Origin of the sequence: Burkholderia sp. HAN2018, from assembly GCF_024704855.1 — a bacterium.
GTDB lineage: Bacteria > Pseudomonadota > Gammaproteobacteria > Burkholderiales > Burkholderiaceae > Burkholderia > Burkholderia cepacia.
In genome coordinates, this window is the sequence record NZ_QOBB01000029.1 from 23,099 (window position 1) to 40,573 (window position 17,475).

Sequence of the window (17,475 nt, forward strand, 5' to 3'; positions counted from 1 at the left end):
CATCATGAACGAGCAACGAATTCTGCTGACGGGTGGCTGGATCCTGAGCATGGATCCCGCAATCGGCGACCTGCGCCACGGTGACATCCTCGTCGAGGGGGCAAACATCGTTGCCGTCGAGCCCCAAATCGAAGCCCCCGACGCCGAGCGCGTCGACGCGTGCGGCATGATCGTGCTGCCCGGGTTCATCGATACGCATCGTCATACGTGGCAGACCTGTGTGCGCCATCGCTATGCGGATATCAATCCGCAGATTTACTTCGCCGAGATGCTGGGTGCCAAAGGCGCCGCGTTCCGGCCGGAGGATGTCTACATCGGTACCCTGCTCGGCGCAGTTTCCGCGCTGGACGGCGGGATCACCACGATGCTCGACTGGTCGCATGTGCAGAACACGCCGGACCACTCCGACGCTGCTATTCTGGGCTTGCGCGATGCAAACATCCGCGGCGTGTTTGCTCACGGCTGGCCGCTGGTGGATGGTGCTTCGTGGATGTTCGACAGTCAGCGTGGCCACCTGGACGACATTCGTCGCCTGCGCGAACGGTTCTTCTCGTCCGACGATCAACTGCTCACGCTGGCGATGGCGGCGCGCGGCCCGGAGATGGCGCAGCGCGACGTCTGGCTCGCCGATCTGCAACTCGCCCGCGAACTCGATATTCGCTCGACCATCCATATGGGCGCCTATGCACGCAATGCATCCGTGAGGGCCATTGCACAGATGCACGACGCCGGCGTACTGAGCGACGACCTGACGTTCGTGCATTGCTGCTTCTGCGGCGAGGATGAAATTGCAATGATGGCCGATGCGGGCGTCAGCGCCTCGCTCGGCGTGCATTGCGAACTGAACGCGCAAGGCATAGGCGACATTCCGCTCGATCGCCTGCTGGCAGTTGGCATCCGGCCCAGTCTGAGCGGCGACACCGAAACGAAATGCTCCGGCGACATGTTCACGCAGATGCGGCATGCGTTCGCCTACTACCGTTCGTGGATGGGCGGCAATCATTCGAGTGTGGCGAATGCACCGGCCACGCTGTCGATGCGTGACGTGCTCGAATTCGCCACGGTCGCGGGCGCGCGCGCGAATGGTCTCGATCACAAAGTCGGTTCGCTCACGCCTGGCAAACAGGCCGACATCATCATGATCCGAGGCGATGACCTCAATCTCACGCCGGTTTCCGATGCGGTAGGCGCTGTGGTGCTGGCTGCCCATCCGGGCAACGTCGATACCGTCTTTGTCTCGGGGCGGCCCGTGAAGCGGCATGGCCACATGCTGGATATCGACCTCGACGCGCTGCGGCAACGCGCGTTTGCCTCCCAGCACTACATTCTCGGATTGCAATGAGAAATACCATCATGCCCGCGTCGCTCGATCCTGAACTGGCGGCCATTGTGTCGGCAGCGCGTGCCGCCAGCGCACCGCCACCGTTCTCCGGCACACCGGAGCAGGCCCGCGAGCGGATGCGGCGCGCGATCATGGCGGCGCGCGAACGTTTTCCATTGCCCGTCGTCGGCGCGGTTGAGGATGCGCTCGCCGAGTTCGACGGTGCTCGTGTGCCGGTGCGCGTTTATCGCCCCCAGGATGCTCGACCGGATTTGGCGACGGTGGTGTTTTTCCACGGTGGCGGATTCGCGCTCGGCAGCGTCGAACTGATGGACGACATCGCACGCAAGCTATGCCGTGACATGAGCGTCGTGGTCGTGTCGGTCGAGTACCGGCTGGCGCCGGAGCACCCGTTTCCTGCCGCGCACGACGACGCGTTGACGGCCACGCTATGGGCTATCCGCAACGTCGCGGCTCTGGGGGGCGATGCGTCGCGTATTGCGGTAGCGGGGGAAAGCGCAGGGGGCAACCTCGCGGCTTCGTCCGCGCTGACGCTGCGTGACCGGGGAGTCCGCCTCGCGGCACAACTGCTCGTGGTGCCGGGTGTCGATCTGTCCCGCGACATCTCCCTGATCGAGGCGAAGCGGAGCGACTTCCCGATGCTGTCGCCGTCGGACTTGCGCGACATTTCGCGGCTTTATATGGGGGCCAACTTGGCGCAGGCCGCAACGTTTCCGCCATCACCCCTGCACGCCGCGGATTTCACGGGCTTGCCGCCCGCGCTGATCGCCGTTGCCGGACAGGACCCGCTTCTTGAAGAAGGTCTCGTCTACGCAGAACGACTTTGTGCTGCGGGCGTTCCGGTACAGGTGCATCGATTCGACGACATGTTCCATCCATTCTTCGCATTCTTCGACGCTTCGGCGGCGGCGCGCCGCGCGAGTGATGAAATTTGCCACGCCTTTGCAGCGTGGCTTGAGCAATACGCGTTGCCTGTCGCTTAGTGACAGGCACACACCTTTTCATTTCAATGTACTGGAGATCGTTATGCGGTATGTGTCCTTTGTTAAGGATGGGAAATCGTGGCTCGGCGTGCGCGAGGGCAATGACATTCGCGTAATCGGAGACGATTCACTCGAGTCTCTGCTTGCACGCGGTGTCGACCTCGCCACTTATGGGCGCGACCGGATGAGTGCGGAAGTCGTGAGCGCAGACGACGTGACTTTTCTGCCGCCGCTTACCCGTCCACCCAAGATCATCTGCATCGGCCTGAACTACGCTGACCACACCAGGGAAAGCAAATACGAGCAGCCTGACTACCCGACAATCTTCTTTCGCGTCCATACGAGTCTGATCGCCCATCGGCAGCCGATGATCCGGCCGAACGCATCCGATTCACTCGATTTCGAGGGCGAGATCGCTGCGGTGCTCGGCAAGGGTGGCCGGTATATCAGCAGGGAAGACGCATTGTCCTGCGTGGCGGGCTACGCGCTCTTTAACGACGGCTCGGTGCGCGAGTACCAGTTCAAGTCTCCCCAATGGACGGTAGGCAAGAACTTTGACGGAACAGGCGCCTTTGGTCCGGATCTGGTGACGGCGGACGAACTGCCTGCCGGCGCCAAGGGGCTGCGGCTCGAGACGCGTCTGAACGGCGAAGTCGTCCAGTCGGCCAGCACCGACGACATGGTGTTCGATGTCGCCAGTCTCATCAGAATCCTGAGCGAGGCTATAACACTCGAGGCGGGAGACGTGATCGTGACGGGTACACCATCGGGCATCGGTTGGGCGCGCGCGCCGAGACTGCTGATGAAGGCGGGTGACGTGTGCGAGGTGACGGTCGAGAAGATCGGCACACTCAGGAACGTCGTCGCTGACGAAGCCGCCAACTGAGCAGCACGACCCGCGTGAGCCGTCCTCAGAGCCGGCGCGTCAACCCACGGATGGAGACGGTCATGTCTAACCCGGTATTTACTGCTTCCGGTGTGAGTGTGCATTCGATTGATCACTTCGCGCTTAATGTTCCTTCAATCGGCGACGCTGCTCGTTTCTTTCACGCCTTCGGGCTCGACGTTGCAACGGCGGGTGTGCAAGGACAGGAACTGGAGCTCCGGGCGGCGGATGGCCACCGCTGGGCGCGCATCCTGCCGGCATTGACCAAGCGCCTTGCGTGGCTGAGTTTCAACTGCTTCGAGGCGGATCTCGACACGCTGCGTGCGCAGGTGCAGGCAGCCGGTGTCGCGATCGAAACGGACCTTGCACCCGACTCGGTCGGCTTCTGGTTTCGCGATCTTGATGGCAATCTCATCCAGGTCAAATCGGGCCCCAAAACCAGTCCATCGTCCAAGATTCAGTGCGTATTAAGCAGCAGCGCGGCGGACGAGCGCGGTTCGCATACCCGTTCGGAGTCAAAGACCGTGCGGCCACGTCGTTTGTCACACGTACTGCTCTTTTCTCCTGATGTGCCGCGTATAGTTGAGTTCTACGGCAAGACGTTGGGCTTGCGACTTTCCGACCGCTCGCTCGACATCATTGCGTTTACCCATGCCCCGCACGGTAGCGATCACCATCTGGTCGCGTTCGCGAAAAGCAGCGCAAGAGGTTGGCACCACTCGGCATGGGACGTGGACAACATCAACCTGGTGGGCGAAGGCGCGTCGCAGATGGCGGCTGCGGGCTACACGAAAGGCTGGGGTACGGGCCGGCATGTGCTGGGTTCGAACTATTTCCACTATGTCGAAGACCCCTGGGGCTCATTCTGTGAGTACTCAGCCGACATCGATTTCGTTTCGGCGGGTCACCCATGGCTTGCGGGTGATTTTCCCCCGGAAGAATCGCTCTACTTGTGGGGACCGGCGGTTCCGGAGAACTTCGTTCGCAACACGGAGGTTTGACCGGAGGCGTACTGCGGAGAGTATCCGCCGCAGCACAACTGAACCGCCCCGGGAATCGTGGAGGCTGGTTGGTTTAAGTTAATGCGGGTTCAGTGGCAGCTGTTTCAAGTTGCCGATAGTAGTTTGCCTCAGCTTCGGCGGGCGGGATATAGCCGAGGGGTTCCATCAATCGATGATAATTGAACCAGGCCACCCACTCCAGCGTTGCCAGTTCAACGGATTCCCGCGTTTTCCAGGTGCGGCGATGAATGAGTTCGGTCTTGTACAAGCCGTTGATCGTTTCAGCCAGGGCGTTGTCATAGCGGTAAGCACCCGGTCAGCACCGTAGCGCATGTCGTTGACGGATGGTATCCGCGATGCTATCGGATGGGCTCGACGTGAGCGGTAGACGGCAGCGACGGCGCCACGCTCCAAGGTAGGAGTTCTTCGATGCGGTTGATCAGATGGTCAGCGATGCGCTCGAGTACGTAGGCGAGATCCGCCTCCGGATCGAGGCCGTTCAGGCTCGCCGTGCCGATCAGGCTATACATCGCGGCGGCCCGTTCACCACCGGAGTCGGCGCCGATGAACAAGTAGTTGCGCCTCCCGATCGCGACGCCACGCAGCGCCCGCTCGGCGATCAGGTTGTCGATCTCCACCCGCCCGTCGCTGCAGTAATAGACCAGTTCCGGCCAGCGATTCATCGCATACCGAATTGCCTTGCTCGTGTCGGATTTCGCAGAGAGCGTGGCGAGCGTCGCTTCGAACCAGCGCTTCATGTCGTCGAGCAACGGGACCGCCTGTGCCTGGCGCACTCTGCGTCGTTCAGCGGGGCGGTTTCGCAGCTCCTGGGTGACTGCGAACCGGCGAAGTGACATCTTTACTTCGCGAACGGTGACGACTTTATTTTGGTCTACGGATCGGCAGCATTTCAGTATTGGAGTGGAACTGTGGAATGCAATCTCTCTTCGGCGCGCGTGGCCGAGAATTGGACGCCCGCTTCCTGGAAGACGAAGCCGGCGCTGCAACAACCGGCTTATCGCGATGCGGCGGCGCTCGATCGCGCCCTGACTCAGCTGCAAGCACTGCCGCCGCTCGTCGCCGTATGGGAAATGCTGACGCTCAAACGCAAGCTCGCAGACGCTGCGGCGGGAGGATGCTTCTTGCTGCAGGGCGGCGACTGCGCGGAAAGCTTCGCCGATTGCACAGCGCCGATCATCGCCAATCGGCTCAAAGTGCTGATGCAGATGAGCCTGGTGCTCGTGCATGGCAGATGCTGCCGGTGGTTCGGGTCGGCCGCTTTGCCCGCCAGTACGCCAAGCCGCGCTCGGCGGATACCGAAACGCGCGACGGCGTGACGCTGCCTTGCTACCGCGGCGACATCGTCAACGCCAGCGCTTTTACGAAAGACGCGCGCGAGCCCGACCCGCAGCGCCTGCTCGAGGCGCATTCCAGATCGGCGCTGACGATGAATTTCGTGCGCGCGCTGAGCGATGCCGGTTTTGCCGATCTGCACCACCCCGAGCATTGGGACCTGGCCGGGCCTCGCATTCGCCGCTTTATGGCGAGTATCGCAAGATGACGCGCTCGATCGGCGAATCGCTGCGCTTCATGGAGGCGCTTGCGGGTGAGCCCTCCGGCAGCGATGCGAGAGTCGATTTCTACACGTCGCATGAGCTCCTGCTGTTGAACTACGAAGAGGTGATGGCGCGGCAAGTGCCGCGGCATTGGGGCTGGTTCAACCTGTCGACGCATTTTCCGTGGATCGGCACGCGCACCGCGCAGCTGGACGGCGCGCATGTCGAATACTGCTCCGGTATCCGCAACCCGATCGGCCTGAAAGTCGGGCCCGGGGTGAGCACCGACCAGTTGCTGCGCACGATCGACGCGCTGAACGCCACGAACGAGGCCGGTCGCTTGACGCTCATCACGCGCATGGGCGCGGCGAAGATCGAAGCGGAGTTGCCGAAGCATCTGCATGCCGTCAAGGCCGAGGGCCGGCGTGTCTTGTGGTGCTGCGATCCGATGCACGGCAACGGCGAAACGACCCCGGGCGGCGTGAAGACTCGGCGCTTCGAGAACATCCGCGCCGAGCTCGAGGCTGCCTTCGACATTCATGCCGCCTGCGGCACGCATCTGGGCGGCGTGCATCTGGAGCTGACCGGGGAGGACGTGACCGAATGCCTGGGCAGCGCGCGCAATCTGACTGAGGCCGATTTGGCCCGCGCTTACAAGTCGACCGTCGATCCGAGGTTGAACTATGAGCAGTCGCTGGAGATCGCGATGCTGATTGTGCGCAAGTTGGGTACGACGCCGGTTGCCGAAATCGGCGCCAAGCGGCATGCGGCGTATGCGTAGTGGGGCGGTACACGACAATTCGTTCGGGTGATGGCGAGCGCTGCCGGGAAGAGGTTGATATCTTCCCTTCGCACGAAGAGCGCTGCCACATTCAGGCCGCGAAGTGCTCGAGCGCGAGATCGACGAACAGCCGCGCTTTGCGCGGAAAATGGCGCCGGCTCGGATAGACGATGTTCATCTCGAGATCCGGGAGTCGGTAGTCGTCCAGAAGCGGCACGAGGTGGTGCTCACGGATGTCCTGGTCGACGAGGTAGGCAGGCAGGATTGCGATCCCCATGTCGTTGAGCGCGAGTTGCCGAATCAGGCCCGGATTGTTCGACGACGCGGTCTTCCTCGGCCGCACCGCGACGCACGTCGCGTGATGCTCGAACGACACGCAGTCTCTCGCATAGTCGGTCTGGAACCACAGGCACGCGTGCTGTTCGAGTTCGCCCGGATGGCGCGGTCGACCGTGCCGCTCGAGATAGCGGCGAGTCGAGCACGCGACCAACTTCAGACGCGTGAGCAGGCGCTTCACAGTATTGGCGCCGCGGATGCGTTGTGTGACCATCAGGCCAACGTCGAACCCTTCGGACACGAGATCGACGTGACGGTCGACGATCGTGATCTCGGGCACCACGTTCGGATGGCGATGCTTGAACGACCCGATGACGGGTGCAAGCAGATGAATGCCGAACATCACGGGCGCAACGATCCGCAGCGACCCGATCGGCTCGTGATGGAGCATCGTGATCGTATCTCCGGCGATGTCGATCTCGTCGATCACCTTGCGGATCTGCATCAGGTAGACACGTCCGGTGTCTGTGAGCGATAGGCTGCGCGTCGTACGGTACAGTAGCCGCGCGCCAAGCCTGTCCTCGAGGCCCATGATCAGGCGCGATGCCGATGCGTTTGAAATGTTGAGGTCGGCGGCGGCGCGCGCGAAGCTTTGCAAATCGGCGACTTTGACAAACAGCCGCATCGACAGAAGATCGTCCATTCAAATATCAATCTGTTTGGTTGCTGCAGCGGGGTGGGGCACGTCCTTGACGCAGCCTGGCACGGGCTGCAAGTGATGAGGCTCGCCTGCTCGCGCGGACCGTTTGCGCACCCTCTGCACGAGCATGAACCGCTGGTCCCGCCGACATGCTGGCGCTTGTGCTACGGTGTTGCGGCCCGCGCGGACGGTCCGCTTACGGAGCGACGCGGTATCACCGGATAGCCGATCCCCGGGAGGACCGGCGAGCGGGATTCACCAGGTTGCCGCGGATGCTTGAGCCACCATGAACTTCGCGTTGTCCCCAGCAATTCGGTGTTAGCGCCGGAGCTTGACGGCTGTTTGCGCCAATGCCGATCCGACCGCGCGGACCATGGCGTCTGCGCGCACATCCTTCAAACGACGATGCGCGTCAAAGGCTTCGTGGGCCGACCCGAGAGCGAAGGTTTGCGGAATCACGAGCATTCCAAGCTTGTCGAGCACCCCTCGGATTGCAGCTTGACCTCGCGAACCACCCAACAAGCCGGGCGATGCGGACAGAACGGCTGCCGGCTTGTCGGCAAAGCAGGCGAGTCCCGCTTGTCCATCACCGTTCGGACGACTCATCCAGTCCAGGGAATTCTTCAGAACCGCGCTATAGCCGCCGTTATAGTCTGGCGATGCAATGAGCAGGGCGTCGCATTCCTTGACGAGCTTCTGCAAGGCCCTCGCGGCTTCCGGCAGACCGGATTCTCGCTCAAGGTCGCCGTCGTAGAACGGCAGCACGTAGTCGTTCAGATGAACGTGAGTCACCTGTGCACCCGATTCGAGGGCGCCCTGTGCGGCGATTTCAAGGAGTTTTTGATTGAAGGAACCGCTGCGGGTACTACCGCAGAATGCAAGGATCTTGATGCTCATGAGTCAGTCAGAGGTCGGTTGGAAAATGCGTGAGCCAATCGCTACGAGATTGGCTCATGCGTGACACATCTTCGAATCAGGTCGCACGGGAGGTGCAATCATCGGGTGCCCCCGTCAAATGTCGCCGATGCCGTACGCGGTGTCGTCATGATCGGGCTCCAAAGCGTGCAAGGCGTTCACGGGCGACCAGCAGTGTAGGCAGCATGTCGCGCAAATCTTTGTACGGCGCGTGCACTTTTTTCACGACGTGATCATTTTTGTGGGTCGGTGTGAAATGCTGCGCGGCCGCGCTCTTAGAATCCAGCCTTTCAAACAAGGGAAAACGGGCGATGCTGCTTATGCCATATTCGCCGCTGGAATTGCTGCGGCGTCATATCGACGGAAAGATCGGGGCGATTACCCGCACGCGGACCGGCTTTCCCATCGACCTGTCGACGCCCCCCGGCGACCCGGGGCTGTTCGGCCCAAGGTCCGTGGCGTGGCTAGTCCATGACGACTTTCCCGCCATGATGGTCGGCGGCATCCGTGCGCTGATTCTCCAGGCGCTGCATCCCCTTGCGCTGGCGGGTGTGCTCGAGCATTCGAGATTCCGGCAAGATATGCGCGGCCGACTGGCTCGCACGGCGCAGTTCATCGCTGGCACGACCTACGGCAGTGCCCGTGACGCCAACGGACTGATCGACCACGTCAACCGCATTCATCGCGATGTCGCTGGCACCAGTGCCGATGGCCGGCCCTATGCCGCGACCGATCCCCCGCTGCTGAAGTGGGTGCATGCCGCAGAAGTCTCCAGCTTCCTGGATGCCCACCTGCGCTACGTGAATCCGCAGCTGACACTGGCGGATCAGGACCGCTATCTGGCCGAGACCGCGGTGGTGGCGCGTCGGCTTGGCGCAACCGAGGTGCCGGAGAGCCGGGAAGTGCTGCTCGCGTACATGAGCGGCCAGCGCGGCAGCCTGGTCGCCAGCGGCCGGATGCATGAAGTGATCGCGCAGTTGGCTACGCACCCCGATGCCCGTGCGTCCGAACGGCTGGCCATGCGGATTTTCCTGGGTGCGGCGATCCGTCTGCTGCCGCCCTGGATCAGCGCCATGCTCGGCGAACCGCTGACAGGGCTGGTGCGCGGCTTTCCCGAACCCGCGATGCGCCTGTCATGTGGGCTATTGCGGTGGGCCATTCGCAACAGCGCGGCTGCGCGCGCGCATGCCCGAGTCGCGTCATGCACGGCAGCACAGACGGTCTTGCACGCTTTGCCGCATCCACATGACGGACGACAACGATGAATTCAGGTCGCCCGGACCACGCTGCTGCGGCAAAATTCGGATGCCGGTAGCCGGCGTGAGCCGCGAGGCTTCTGCGCGTGGGCGGCGGCCGACTGCAGTTCCATCGTTGGGGGAGCGGCACGGCACCGGAGGGATTTCATGCGATGCTTCGGGCGCGAGCCGCGGCAGACCGCGCCGAACGGCACGTAAACCCACATGACTTCATGCATGGCCTCATGGTGTCGGGATCGAGTGATGGCGCTGGCTCAAGAGTCGAATCAAGGGTCGAAATTTCTGGAATGGCAGGAGACGGAACAGGGTGAAGATTGTCACCGATGTGCATCAGAGCCGCACTGCGTGTGTCTGTGCGGGAGGCGAGATCGAGGTCATCGAGTACGGCGAGCTGCAGGACGTTGCGAGGCCGATCGGCTCGCAACGTGTTAGCCTGCGCGCAGCATTGCGCGAGGTCGGCGGATGTATCGAGGCACGTCACAAGCCGGCCAAGCCGATGACCGAGGGCTATCGCGGCAACGACCACCTGAGCTTGATCGAGCGCGGCGGCGAAGCCTACGGCCACACGTCGTTTATCCGCGGCTTTCGCTGCGTGGCCGTCCATTTCGACGATGCGCTGCTGCGCGACGCCTGCGAGGGCGCCGATGGTGTTGGCGGGACGGACTGCTTCCAGTCTCGTTTGATGTTCGAAAACAAGCCAATCTGGGCAATCACAGACAGGCTTGCGCTGGAATGCGTGACGCCTCGCGTCGGGCAGCGGCTCTATTGCGAAAGCCTGATCGGCATGCTCGCCGTGGAGTTGGCCAGGATGTGCGGCCGTGTGCAGCAGCAGGCGGTCAAAGGAGGACTGGCGCCCTTCAGGCTGCGCCGCGTCCTCGACTACATCGAGACACATCTCGCCGCCGACCTGGCCGTGAGTGAACTGGCCACGCTGGCCGAAGTGAGCCTGCCGCATTTCATGCGGGCGTTTCGCGCGTCGACTGGCGAGACTCCGCTACGCTTCCTCATGCAGCGGCGCGTCATGCATGCCGCGAAGCTGCTGGTCCATACCAATACGCCGCTGATCAAGATCGCACAGGACTGCGGCTTCGCGGATCAGGCTCATATGACCACTTGCTTTCGCCGGTTGGCCGGCAATACGCCCGCACGGATCCGGCGCGAGCGCGATTAGGGGCAATCGTTCTTTTCGTGCAAGATCTGGCGGTTTCGACCAAAATTGGGGCGCCTTTGATTTCCATGCGTTGTGTGCCAAGAACGCGGGCATCAACTGACCAATGCTTGCGATGCTTTACCGAAGACGAGGGGCGGCCTCTCGAAGTCGGCTTGCAGGAGCAGGCTTCAAACCGCCACAAGCTGCGTGGGTAAAGAGCCCTCGTGGTGAGCGTTGTTGGAAAAGTCGGGTTTAGCCCGGCAGGTGGGAGTCAAAGAGACGAACGTGAGTGAACCGCTGATGACGTGTCGTAAAGATCATAATCGATGTCAAAACCGAGGGGAGTGCATGCCTCGGGACCAGTTTGGGCGATGCCTGCCGACGGCCCATTCGGCATCCGGCATAAAGGCGGCGTGACTTTGACTCAGGCTTCGGTGAGGAACTTGGGAACCTGTCTTCCCGATGCGAAGGGAGAAATCCAAGCGGAAGGCCTCCGTAAGGATGAGAGTACCGATGCGGGACACAGGGGCGGAGACGTCCGTAGTAGGGATGAAGGGCCTGTAATGGGACTGGACCGAAGGGGCGTCATCGTCTGGCTTTATCCAGCAGGCAACCCGCGAGGGGAGGACCGGCATGGATAAGGCAAAACCGTTTTGTATTTCCAAACGTGAGGTGTGGGAAGCGTATCAGCAGGTGAAGGCCAACCGTGGGGCGGCGGGCGTGGATGGGCAGTCGATGGCGGATTTCGAGGCGGATCTGAAAAACAATCTGCATCGGATCTGGAATCGCATGTCTTCCGGCAGCTACATGCCGCCGCCGGTTCTGCGGGTTGACATACCCAAAGCGGGAGGTGCGGGCACTAGGCCGTTGGGGATACCGACGGTCTCTGATCGCATCGCGGAGACGGTGGTCAAGCGATATCTGGAGCCGCTCGTGGAGCCTGTGTTCCACCGCGACTCATACGGGTATCGTCCCGGACGTTCGGCGCATCAGGCGCTCGACGCGACCCGGCAGCGATGCTGGGAGTACGAGTGGGTGCTGGACCTCGACATCAAGAACTTCTTCGGCAGTATCGAATGGGACTTGATGATGAGGGCGGTGCGTCGTCATACGGATTGCGCGTGGGCGCTGCTTTATATCGAGCGTTGGCTCAAGGCGGCCGTGCAAATGCCTGACGGGTCTGTGGTGCATCCGGACAGGGGCACGCCGCAAGGAGGTGTCGTCAGTCCATTGCTGGCCAACCTGTTTCTCCACTATGCGTTTGACCGGTGGATGCAGAAGCATAATCCGGGCGTGCCATTCGAACGTTATGCTGATGACGTCATCTGTCATTGCAAAAGCGAAGCGCAGGCGCGCGAGCTCCGGCAGGGCCTGGAGACGCGGCTGACCGAATGCAAGCCGGATCTGCATCCGGAAAAGACCAAAATCGTGTACTGCAAGCGGGCCAACCGGCCAGCCAGCTATCCGCTTTGTCAGTTCGACTTCCTGGGCTATACGTTCAGACCGCGAAGTGCCAGGAATCGGATGGGGAAGTTGACGGTAGGCTTTCTGCCAGCGGTCAGCAACAAGGCTGCGAAGGCGATGCGGCAGCAATTGCGTCGTCGCAGTGCATTGCACCGTCGCGACCTGAGTCTGTCTGAGTTGGCGGACCGTACGCGTCCGACTTTGCTTGGCTGGATTCAGTACTACGGTCGATTTTATCGGTCCGCACTGGGCCAGGTACTCCTTGCGGTAGATGCCGCTCTGGTCCGTTGGGCTCAACGGAAATACAAACACCTCCGCGGCCGGAAGGTGCGCGCCGCAGCATGGTTAAGGGACATTAAGTCCCGGCAGCCGAGCTTGTTCGCGCATTGGGCTGTGGAGACTACGGTTGGACGATAGGAGCCGGATGAATCGAGAGGTTCACGTCCGGTTCTGTGAGAGCGTGCGGGTGCGATTCCCGTGCGCTACTCGACATCCCGGTTAGCCCGATCTAACCAGCGACTAGCCCCGCGGACTGACCCCGATATAATATTGCTTAAAGTCAGGTGGTTGCTGTCTGAGCGCGATTCCAGCCGACACTGATCCTAGATCACGACCGTCCTGGACCTGCACTTCCATGATCTTCCTGATGTGCATCTGCAACGCGCTTTGATCCCGAGCGACCGACTCGTAGCGCTAGGCAACGCCGGACAGATCACGATTGAGGCACCGTGCAAACGGATGACTCTGGAAGGGGCGCGCGCAAGTACCGCGAGAGCATGATCTTCAGTTCGCGCCGCAGTTCGTATCCGAACAGATCTTCCGTGTAGGTAATAGACCGGTGGATCAGCGCCTCGCCGGTCGATTCAAGCACGAACGCGGCCAAATGGATGTTGGGGCGCGCGACGGGCTCACCGCAAACGTTCAGTGCCTGCTCGAGCAGATCCGCGAATGCAAGGGACACGCGCTTCATGTGATGCAACCGGCTGACCCGTCCCATGTGTTCAAGTAACACGCGTTGCAGCGCGATGTTCTCTGCATACGCATCGGCCGTCGTGTCGACCCATGTGTCAACGACGGCGTCGATGCCTTGGCCCTCGACTGCCTGGAATGCCTTGCCGAACAGATTCATCAGGTGTTCGCAATGGCACTTGATCAGCTTTGCGATCAATGCATCCTTGCTGGTGAAATACTCATACAGCGAGCCGACGCTGACGCCGGCCGCATCGGCTATGCGCGTGGTGCTGGTCGCCTCGAACCCGTCTCGCGCGAACAGCGTCTTCGCCGCTTCGAGGATTGCGTCGACCGTCATCACGGAGCGACTCTGGCGCGGCCGGCGCCTGACCGCGATCTGTGAAGTCATGCGCGTGTTTTTGCCGAATGACACGACTTGCTCCTTTCAACAATCCTGACTTTTCCGCGATGCCGTCTGCGCTGCGTCCGGCATCCGGTCCCGGGCATCGATTTTAATCACGCCGGCCGCCGGTCGGCGACGATTGTGCAGCACGATATCCCGCGATATCCGAACAATTCCGAAACGCCGCCGGTAAACGAGCCGAAAGCCATGCCGGACAAGGCTCGCGGCGATTCCGGCGAATCCGAATGGCGTGGCGGCGGCCCGACTCATTATGATGTTCCGCAGGGATTTCCATATCAACGAGGGGACATGAGCGGAACCATGATGAAAGCGCCGCTGCGGGTCATTGACCTGTTGCGGCATGCGAACCGCAATCATCCGCGCACGGAAGTCGTCAGCCGTCGCGTCGAGGGCGATGTTCATCGCTATACGTATGCGGATGCGTATCGGCGCGTATGCCAGCTTGCGCGCGCGCTGGACCGGCTGGACATCGGCAGCGATGCCCGGGTCGGAACGCTCGCGTGGAACGGCTATCGGCATCTGGAGCTTTACTACGCGTGTGCCGGCCTCGGTGCGGTGTGCCATACGCTGAACCCGCGCCTGCTTCCCGAGCAGTTGGCCTGGATCGCCCGTCACGCGGCGGACGAGATCCTGTTTTTCGACGCGACGTTCGTGCCGCTGGTGTGCGAGCTGCGCCAGCAATTGCCGGGCGTCCGGCATTGGGTGCTGATGGGAAGCCGCGACAGCGATGCGGGCCGGGACGCGTCCGTGCAGATCGAAGGGTTGCTGTTCCACGAAGATCTGATCGCCGGCGAGCTGGCCGATGAACTCGACTGGCCGCTCATCGACGAAGACCAGATTTGCGGCCAGTGCTATACGTCGGGCACGACCGGTGACCCGAAAGGCGTGTGCTATTCGAATCGGTCGACCGTGTTGCATGCGTATGCGGCCGCGCTGCCCGATTCCTTCGGCCTGTCGGCACGAGACAGCGTGATGCCGGTCGTGCCGATGTTTCACGTCAATGCATGGGGGCTGCCGTATGCGGCGCCCATGGTCGGCGCGAAGCTCGTGCTGCCGGGGCCCGCGCTCGACTCGAAGAGCCTGCACGCGCTCTGCGAGGCCGAGCGCGTGACGATCGCGGCCGGCGTGCCGACCATCTGGCTCGGCGTAATCGATCACCTGCGCGCCACCGGCCGTTCGTTCGCGTCGCTAGAGCGGATCGTGATCGGCGGCTCGGCTGCGAGCGACGCGACGATTCGCGAATTCGAGGACGTGCATCGCGTGCGCGTCGTCCACGCGTGGGGGATGACGGAGGTCAGCCCGATCGGCGCCGTCAACCAGTTCAAGCCCGTGCACGACGCGCTCGACGCGGATGCGCGGCGCCGCTTGCAGACGAAACAGGGACGTGAGCCGTTTGGTATCGAGATGCGCATCGAGACAGAGTCCGGCGCAGCGGCGTCGCGAGACGGCGCAACGCCGGGCCGGCTGCTGGTGAAAGGGCCCTGGGTGGTCGGAACCTATGCGGGCGGATCACCGGGCGAGCGTGCCGACGGCTGGTTCGATACCGGCGACGTGGCGACGATCGACGCAGAAGGCTACATGGCGATCGTTGACCGGACCAAGGACGTCATCAAATCGGGTGGCGAATGGATTAGCTCGATCGAGCTCGAGAATGCCGCGATGGGGCACCCCGCGATCCAGGAGGCCGCGGTGATCGGACGGCCGCATCCGAAATGGATCGAGCGCCCGCTGATGGTCTGCGTGCTGCGGCCCGGCCAACAGGTATCGGCGGCCGAATTGTCCGCGTGGCTCGGCGAACGCGTCGCGCGGTGGTGGTTGCCCGATGCGATCGAATTCGTCGACGCATTGCCGCACGGCGCCACCGGCAAGCTGCTCAAGTCGCGCCTACGCGAGCAGTTTGCCCACATCCGTTTCGATCAGGTATCGCTTTCCAGGGAGAATCATTGATGAGCTCGGTATTCAGAGCCAATTTGCTGAGCGGCCAGCATGCCGTCATCACGGGTGCCGGCAGCGGCATCAACAAGCGGATCGCCGAGCGCTTCGCGATGCAGGGCGCACGCATCTCGATCATCGGCCGCAACGCGGAGAAATGCGCCGCGGCCGCCGCAGCGATCCGTGCGATGGGCGGCGAAGCGGCCGGTTTCGCCGCCGACGTGCGTCATGCGGACGAACTCGGCCGCGCGTTCCAGGATGCGCATGCGCAGTTCGGGCCGATCGACATCTCCATTGCCGGCGCCGCCGGAAATTTCGTCGCCGAGGCTGCGGCGATGTCGAGCAACGGCTTTCGCACGGTGATCGACATCGACCTGATCGGCACGTTCAATACGTTTAGCGCGGCGCTGCCACTCCTGGCCCCCGAGCGCGCGAACCTGCTGGCCATTTCCGCGGTGCAGTCGGTCTTGCCGACGGCCGCGCAGGCGCATGTATGCGCCGCGAAGGCCGGGATCGACATGCTGGTGCGCACGCTGTCGATCGAATGGGCGGGCCGCGGCGTGCGCTGCAATGCGATCGCGCCGGGGCCGGTCGCCGATACCGAAGGTATGAAGCGTCTTGCGCCCGACGGCGAAGCGAGCTGGGCGCGCCTGCTCGACGGGATCCCGATGCGCCGCGCCGCGGAGCGCGACGAAATCGCGGATCTGGCGCTGTTCCTGTGCAGCGGCGCCGCGAGCTACATCAACGGCACGGTGATCGCGATCGACGGCGGGCAGTCGAACCTCGGATCGCTGCCGTTCGGCGACATGCTGGTCGATTCGCTGCAGGCCGCGTAGCGCGCGCTGCGCCGGACCACCGATAACCCATGAGGAGACAGAATGACAACGACCGAATCCACATTCCGGATCGATGCGGCCGGCGGGCATCGCATCGAGGCATTCCGCTGGCAGGGCGCGCTGCCGGTGCGCGGCGTCGTGCAGATCGTGCACGGCATGGCGGAGCACTCGCGGCGCTATCGGCACGTCGCGCAGGCGCTGGTGAACGAAGGGTACGTGGTGTATGCAACCGAGCACCGCGGCCATGGCCAGGCGGCGCTGGACGACGGCACGCTCGGCGATTTCGGCCCGGGCGGATTCAACGCGCTCGTCGACGACATGGCGACCGTCAGCCGCCATCTGCGCGAGCGTCATCCGGGCGTGCCGCTCGTGATGCTCGCGCACAGCATGGGTTCGTTCGCCGCGCAGATCTACCTGCTCGATCACGGCGCACTGCTCGACGGGCTCGCGCTGTCGGGCACGAGTGCGCTCGAACTTCTCGACCCGCGGCGTTCCGGCTGGACGCTGGAAACCGCGAATGCGGCGATCGCGGCGCCCGACACCGTGGTCGACTGGCTGAGCCGCGAGCCTGCCGTGCCGGCCGCGTACCTCGCTGATCCGCTGTGCGGCTTCGCGCTGACGGAAGCGTCGCTGTTCTCGATTTTCGATCACGGGCTGCGCACGTCGGATCCCGCGCAGTTCGAGCGCGTACCGAAGCAGTTGCCGCTCTATCTTTTCACGGGCGACCAGGATTCGGTGAACGGCTATCTTGCGTGGTTCGATCCGCTCGTGGCGCGGCTGCGCCAGGTCGGCTTCCGCGATCTGTCCACGCACGTGTACGGCGGCGCGCGACACGAAGTGCTGAACGAAACGAACCGCGACGAGGTGATCGCGAACCTGATCGCGTGGGTCACGCGCGTGACGGGCTAGGGCGGGCCTCGTTCAGGGGCAGACAATGATCTGATGCCGCGTGAAGCGGCATCGAAGGAGGAAAGAAGTCGAAAAATAAATAAGGTATACGAAATATAAAAACGAATTGATCG

15 protein-coding genes and 2 pseudogenes are annotated in these 17,475 nt (G+C 62.7%); 12 read left to right on the forward strand and 5 right to left on the reverse strand.

Annotated features, from left to right (window positions below):
- Nucleotides 1-4: 4 nt before the first annotated feature.
- From DPV74_RS10095 to DPV74_RS10110, 4 genes are all read left to right on the forward strand, one after another.
- Complete coding sequence (locus DPV74_RS10095; RefSeq protein WP_119337081.1) at nt 5-1,342, forward strand: amidohydrolase family protein; 1,338 nt, start codon at nt 5-7, stop codon at nt 1,340-1,342.
- Nucleotides 1,339-2,325, forward strand: a complete 987-nt coding sequence (locus DPV74_RS10100; RefSeq protein WP_034178706.1) for an alpha/beta hydrolase — start codon at nt 1,339-1,341, stop codon at nt 2,323-2,325. The genes DPV74_RS10095 and DPV74_RS10100 overlap by 4 nt, the downstream gene beginning before the upstream one ends.
- A 43-nt stretch (nt 2,326-2,368) precedes the next feature.
- Nucleotides 2,369-3,211 (forward strand): fumarylacetoacetate hydrolase family protein, encoded by an 843-nt coding sequence (locus tag DPV74_RS10105; protein WP_119337082.1) that lies wholly within the window; start codon nt 2,369-2,371, stop codon nt 3,209-3,211.
- A 62-nt stretch (nt 3,212-3,273) separates the two neighbouring features.
- The gene (locus tag DPV74_RS10110) at nt 3,274-4,212 is read left to right on the forward strand and encodes a VOC family protein (RefSeq protein ID WP_162923005.1); all 939 of its coding nucleotides are present in this window, start codon (nt 3,274-3,276) and stop codon (nt 4,210-4,212) included.
- 73 nt (nt 4,213-4,285) lie between these two features.
- Here DPV74_RS10110 and DPV74_RS10115 read toward each other — a convergent pair.
- Together DPV74_RS10115 and DPV74_RS10120 are read right to left on the reverse strand one after the other, a co-directional pair.
- Nucleotides 4,286-4,513: pseudogene (locus DPV74_RS10115) on the reverse strand (IS3 family transposase); the annotation flags it as partial.
- Between the two features lie 58 nt (nt 4,514-4,571).
- Complete coding sequence (locus DPV74_RS10120; RefSeq protein WP_240439953.1) at nt 4,572-5,273, reverse strand: transposase; 702 nt, start codon at nt 5,271-5,273, stop codon at nt 4,572-4,574.
- Here DPV74_RS10120 and DPV74_RS10125 point away from each other — a divergent pair.
- Together DPV74_RS10125 and DPV74_RS10130 are read left to right on the forward strand one after the other, a co-directional pair.
- Nucleotides 5,169-5,773, forward strand: a pseudogene (locus tag DPV74_RS10125) (3-deoxy-7-phosphoheptulonate synthase). The gene DPV74_RS10120 and the pseudogene DPV74_RS10125 sit on opposite strands and share 105 nt — an antisense overlap.
- Nucleotides 5,770-6,549 carry a 3-deoxy-7-phosphoheptulonate synthase gene (locus DPV74_RS10130; RefSeq protein WP_257943088.1) on the forward strand — a complete coding sequence of 260 codons (780 nt, stop codon included), beginning with the start codon at nt 5,770-5,772 and terminating at the stop codon, nt 6,547-6,549. The pseudogene DPV74_RS10125 and the gene DPV74_RS10130 overlap by 4 nt, the downstream one beginning before the upstream one ends.
- A gap of 91 nt (nt 6,550-6,640) precedes the next feature.
- Here the strand turns inward: DPV74_RS10130 and DPV74_RS10135 are convergent, their stop codons facing one another.
- Together DPV74_RS10135 and DPV74_RS10140 are read right to left on the reverse strand one after the other, a co-directional pair.
- Nucleotides 6,641-7,528, reverse strand: a complete 888-nt coding sequence (locus DPV74_RS10135) for a LysR family transcriptional regulator (RefSeq protein WP_119337084.1) — start codon at nt 7,526-7,528, stop codon at nt 6,641-6,643.
- A gap of 315 nt (nt 7,529-7,843) precedes the next feature.
- The gene (locus tag DPV74_RS10140; protein ID WP_111021682.1) at nt 7,844-8,422 is read right to left on the reverse strand and encodes an NADPH-dependent FMN reductase; all 579 of its coding nucleotides are present in this window, start codon (nt 8,420-8,422) and stop codon (nt 7,844-7,846) included.
- 329 nt (nt 8,423-8,751) lie between these two features.
- Between DPV74_RS10140 and DPV74_RS10145 the strand changes: the two genes are divergently transcribed.
- From DPV74_RS10145 to ltrA, 3 genes are all read left to right on the forward strand, one after another.
- Nucleotides 8,752-9,705, forward strand: a complete 954-nt coding sequence (locus tag DPV74_RS10145) for an oxygenase MpaB family protein (protein WP_240439954.1) — start codon at nt 8,752-8,754, stop codon at nt 9,703-9,705.
- Nucleotides 9,706-10,003: 298 nt separating this feature from the next.
- A complete protein-coding gene (locus tag DPV74_RS10150) occupies nt 10,004-10,867 on the forward strand; it encodes an AraC family transcriptional regulator (protein WP_119337085.1) in 864 nt (287 codons plus the stop codon).
- A gap of 612 nt (nt 10,868-11,479) precedes the next feature.
- Nucleotides 11,480-12,727 carry a group II intron reverse transcriptase/maturase gene (ltrA, locus tag DPV74_RS10155; RefSeq protein ID WP_162923006.1) on the forward strand — a complete coding sequence of 416 codons (1,248 nt, stop codon included), beginning with the start codon at nt 11,480-11,482 and terminating at the stop codon, nt 12,725-12,727.
- A gap of 295 nt (nt 12,728-13,022) precedes the next feature.
- Here the strand turns inward: ltrA and DPV74_RS10160 are convergent, their stop codons facing one another.
- The gene (locus DPV74_RS10160) at nt 13,023-13,694 is read right to left on the reverse strand and encodes a TetR/AcrR family transcriptional regulator (protein ID WP_134257254.1); all 672 of its coding nucleotides are present in this window, start codon (nt 13,692-13,694) and stop codon (nt 13,023-13,025) included.
- A 279-nt stretch (nt 13,695-13,973) separates the two neighbouring features.
- Between DPV74_RS10160 and DPV74_RS10165 the strand changes: the two genes are divergently transcribed.
- The 3 genes from DPV74_RS10165 to DPV74_RS10175 are packed head-to-tail and all read left to right on the forward strand — an operon-like array spanning nt 13,974 to nt 17,362.
- On the forward strand, nt 13,974-15,632 hold the full coding sequence (locus tag DPV74_RS10165) for a long-chain-fatty-acid--CoA ligase (RefSeq protein ID WP_059700040.1): 1,659 nt from the start codon (nt 13,974-13,976) through the stop codon (nt 15,630-15,632).
- On the forward strand, nt 15,632-16,453 hold the full coding sequence (locus tag DPV74_RS10170) for an SDR family oxidoreductase (RefSeq protein ID WP_034178709.1): 822 nt from the start codon (nt 15,632-15,634) through the stop codon (nt 16,451-16,453). The genes DPV74_RS10165 and DPV74_RS10170 overlap by 1 nt, the downstream gene beginning before the upstream one ends.
- Before the next feature lie 42 nt (nt 16,454-16,495).
- Nucleotides 16,496-17,362, forward strand: coding sequence for an alpha/beta fold hydrolase (locus tag DPV74_RS10175; RefSeq protein ID WP_059620519.1), 867 nt, complete (start codon nt 16,496-16,498; stop codon nt 17,360-17,362).
- Nucleotides 17,363-17,475 lie beyond the last annotated feature (113 nt).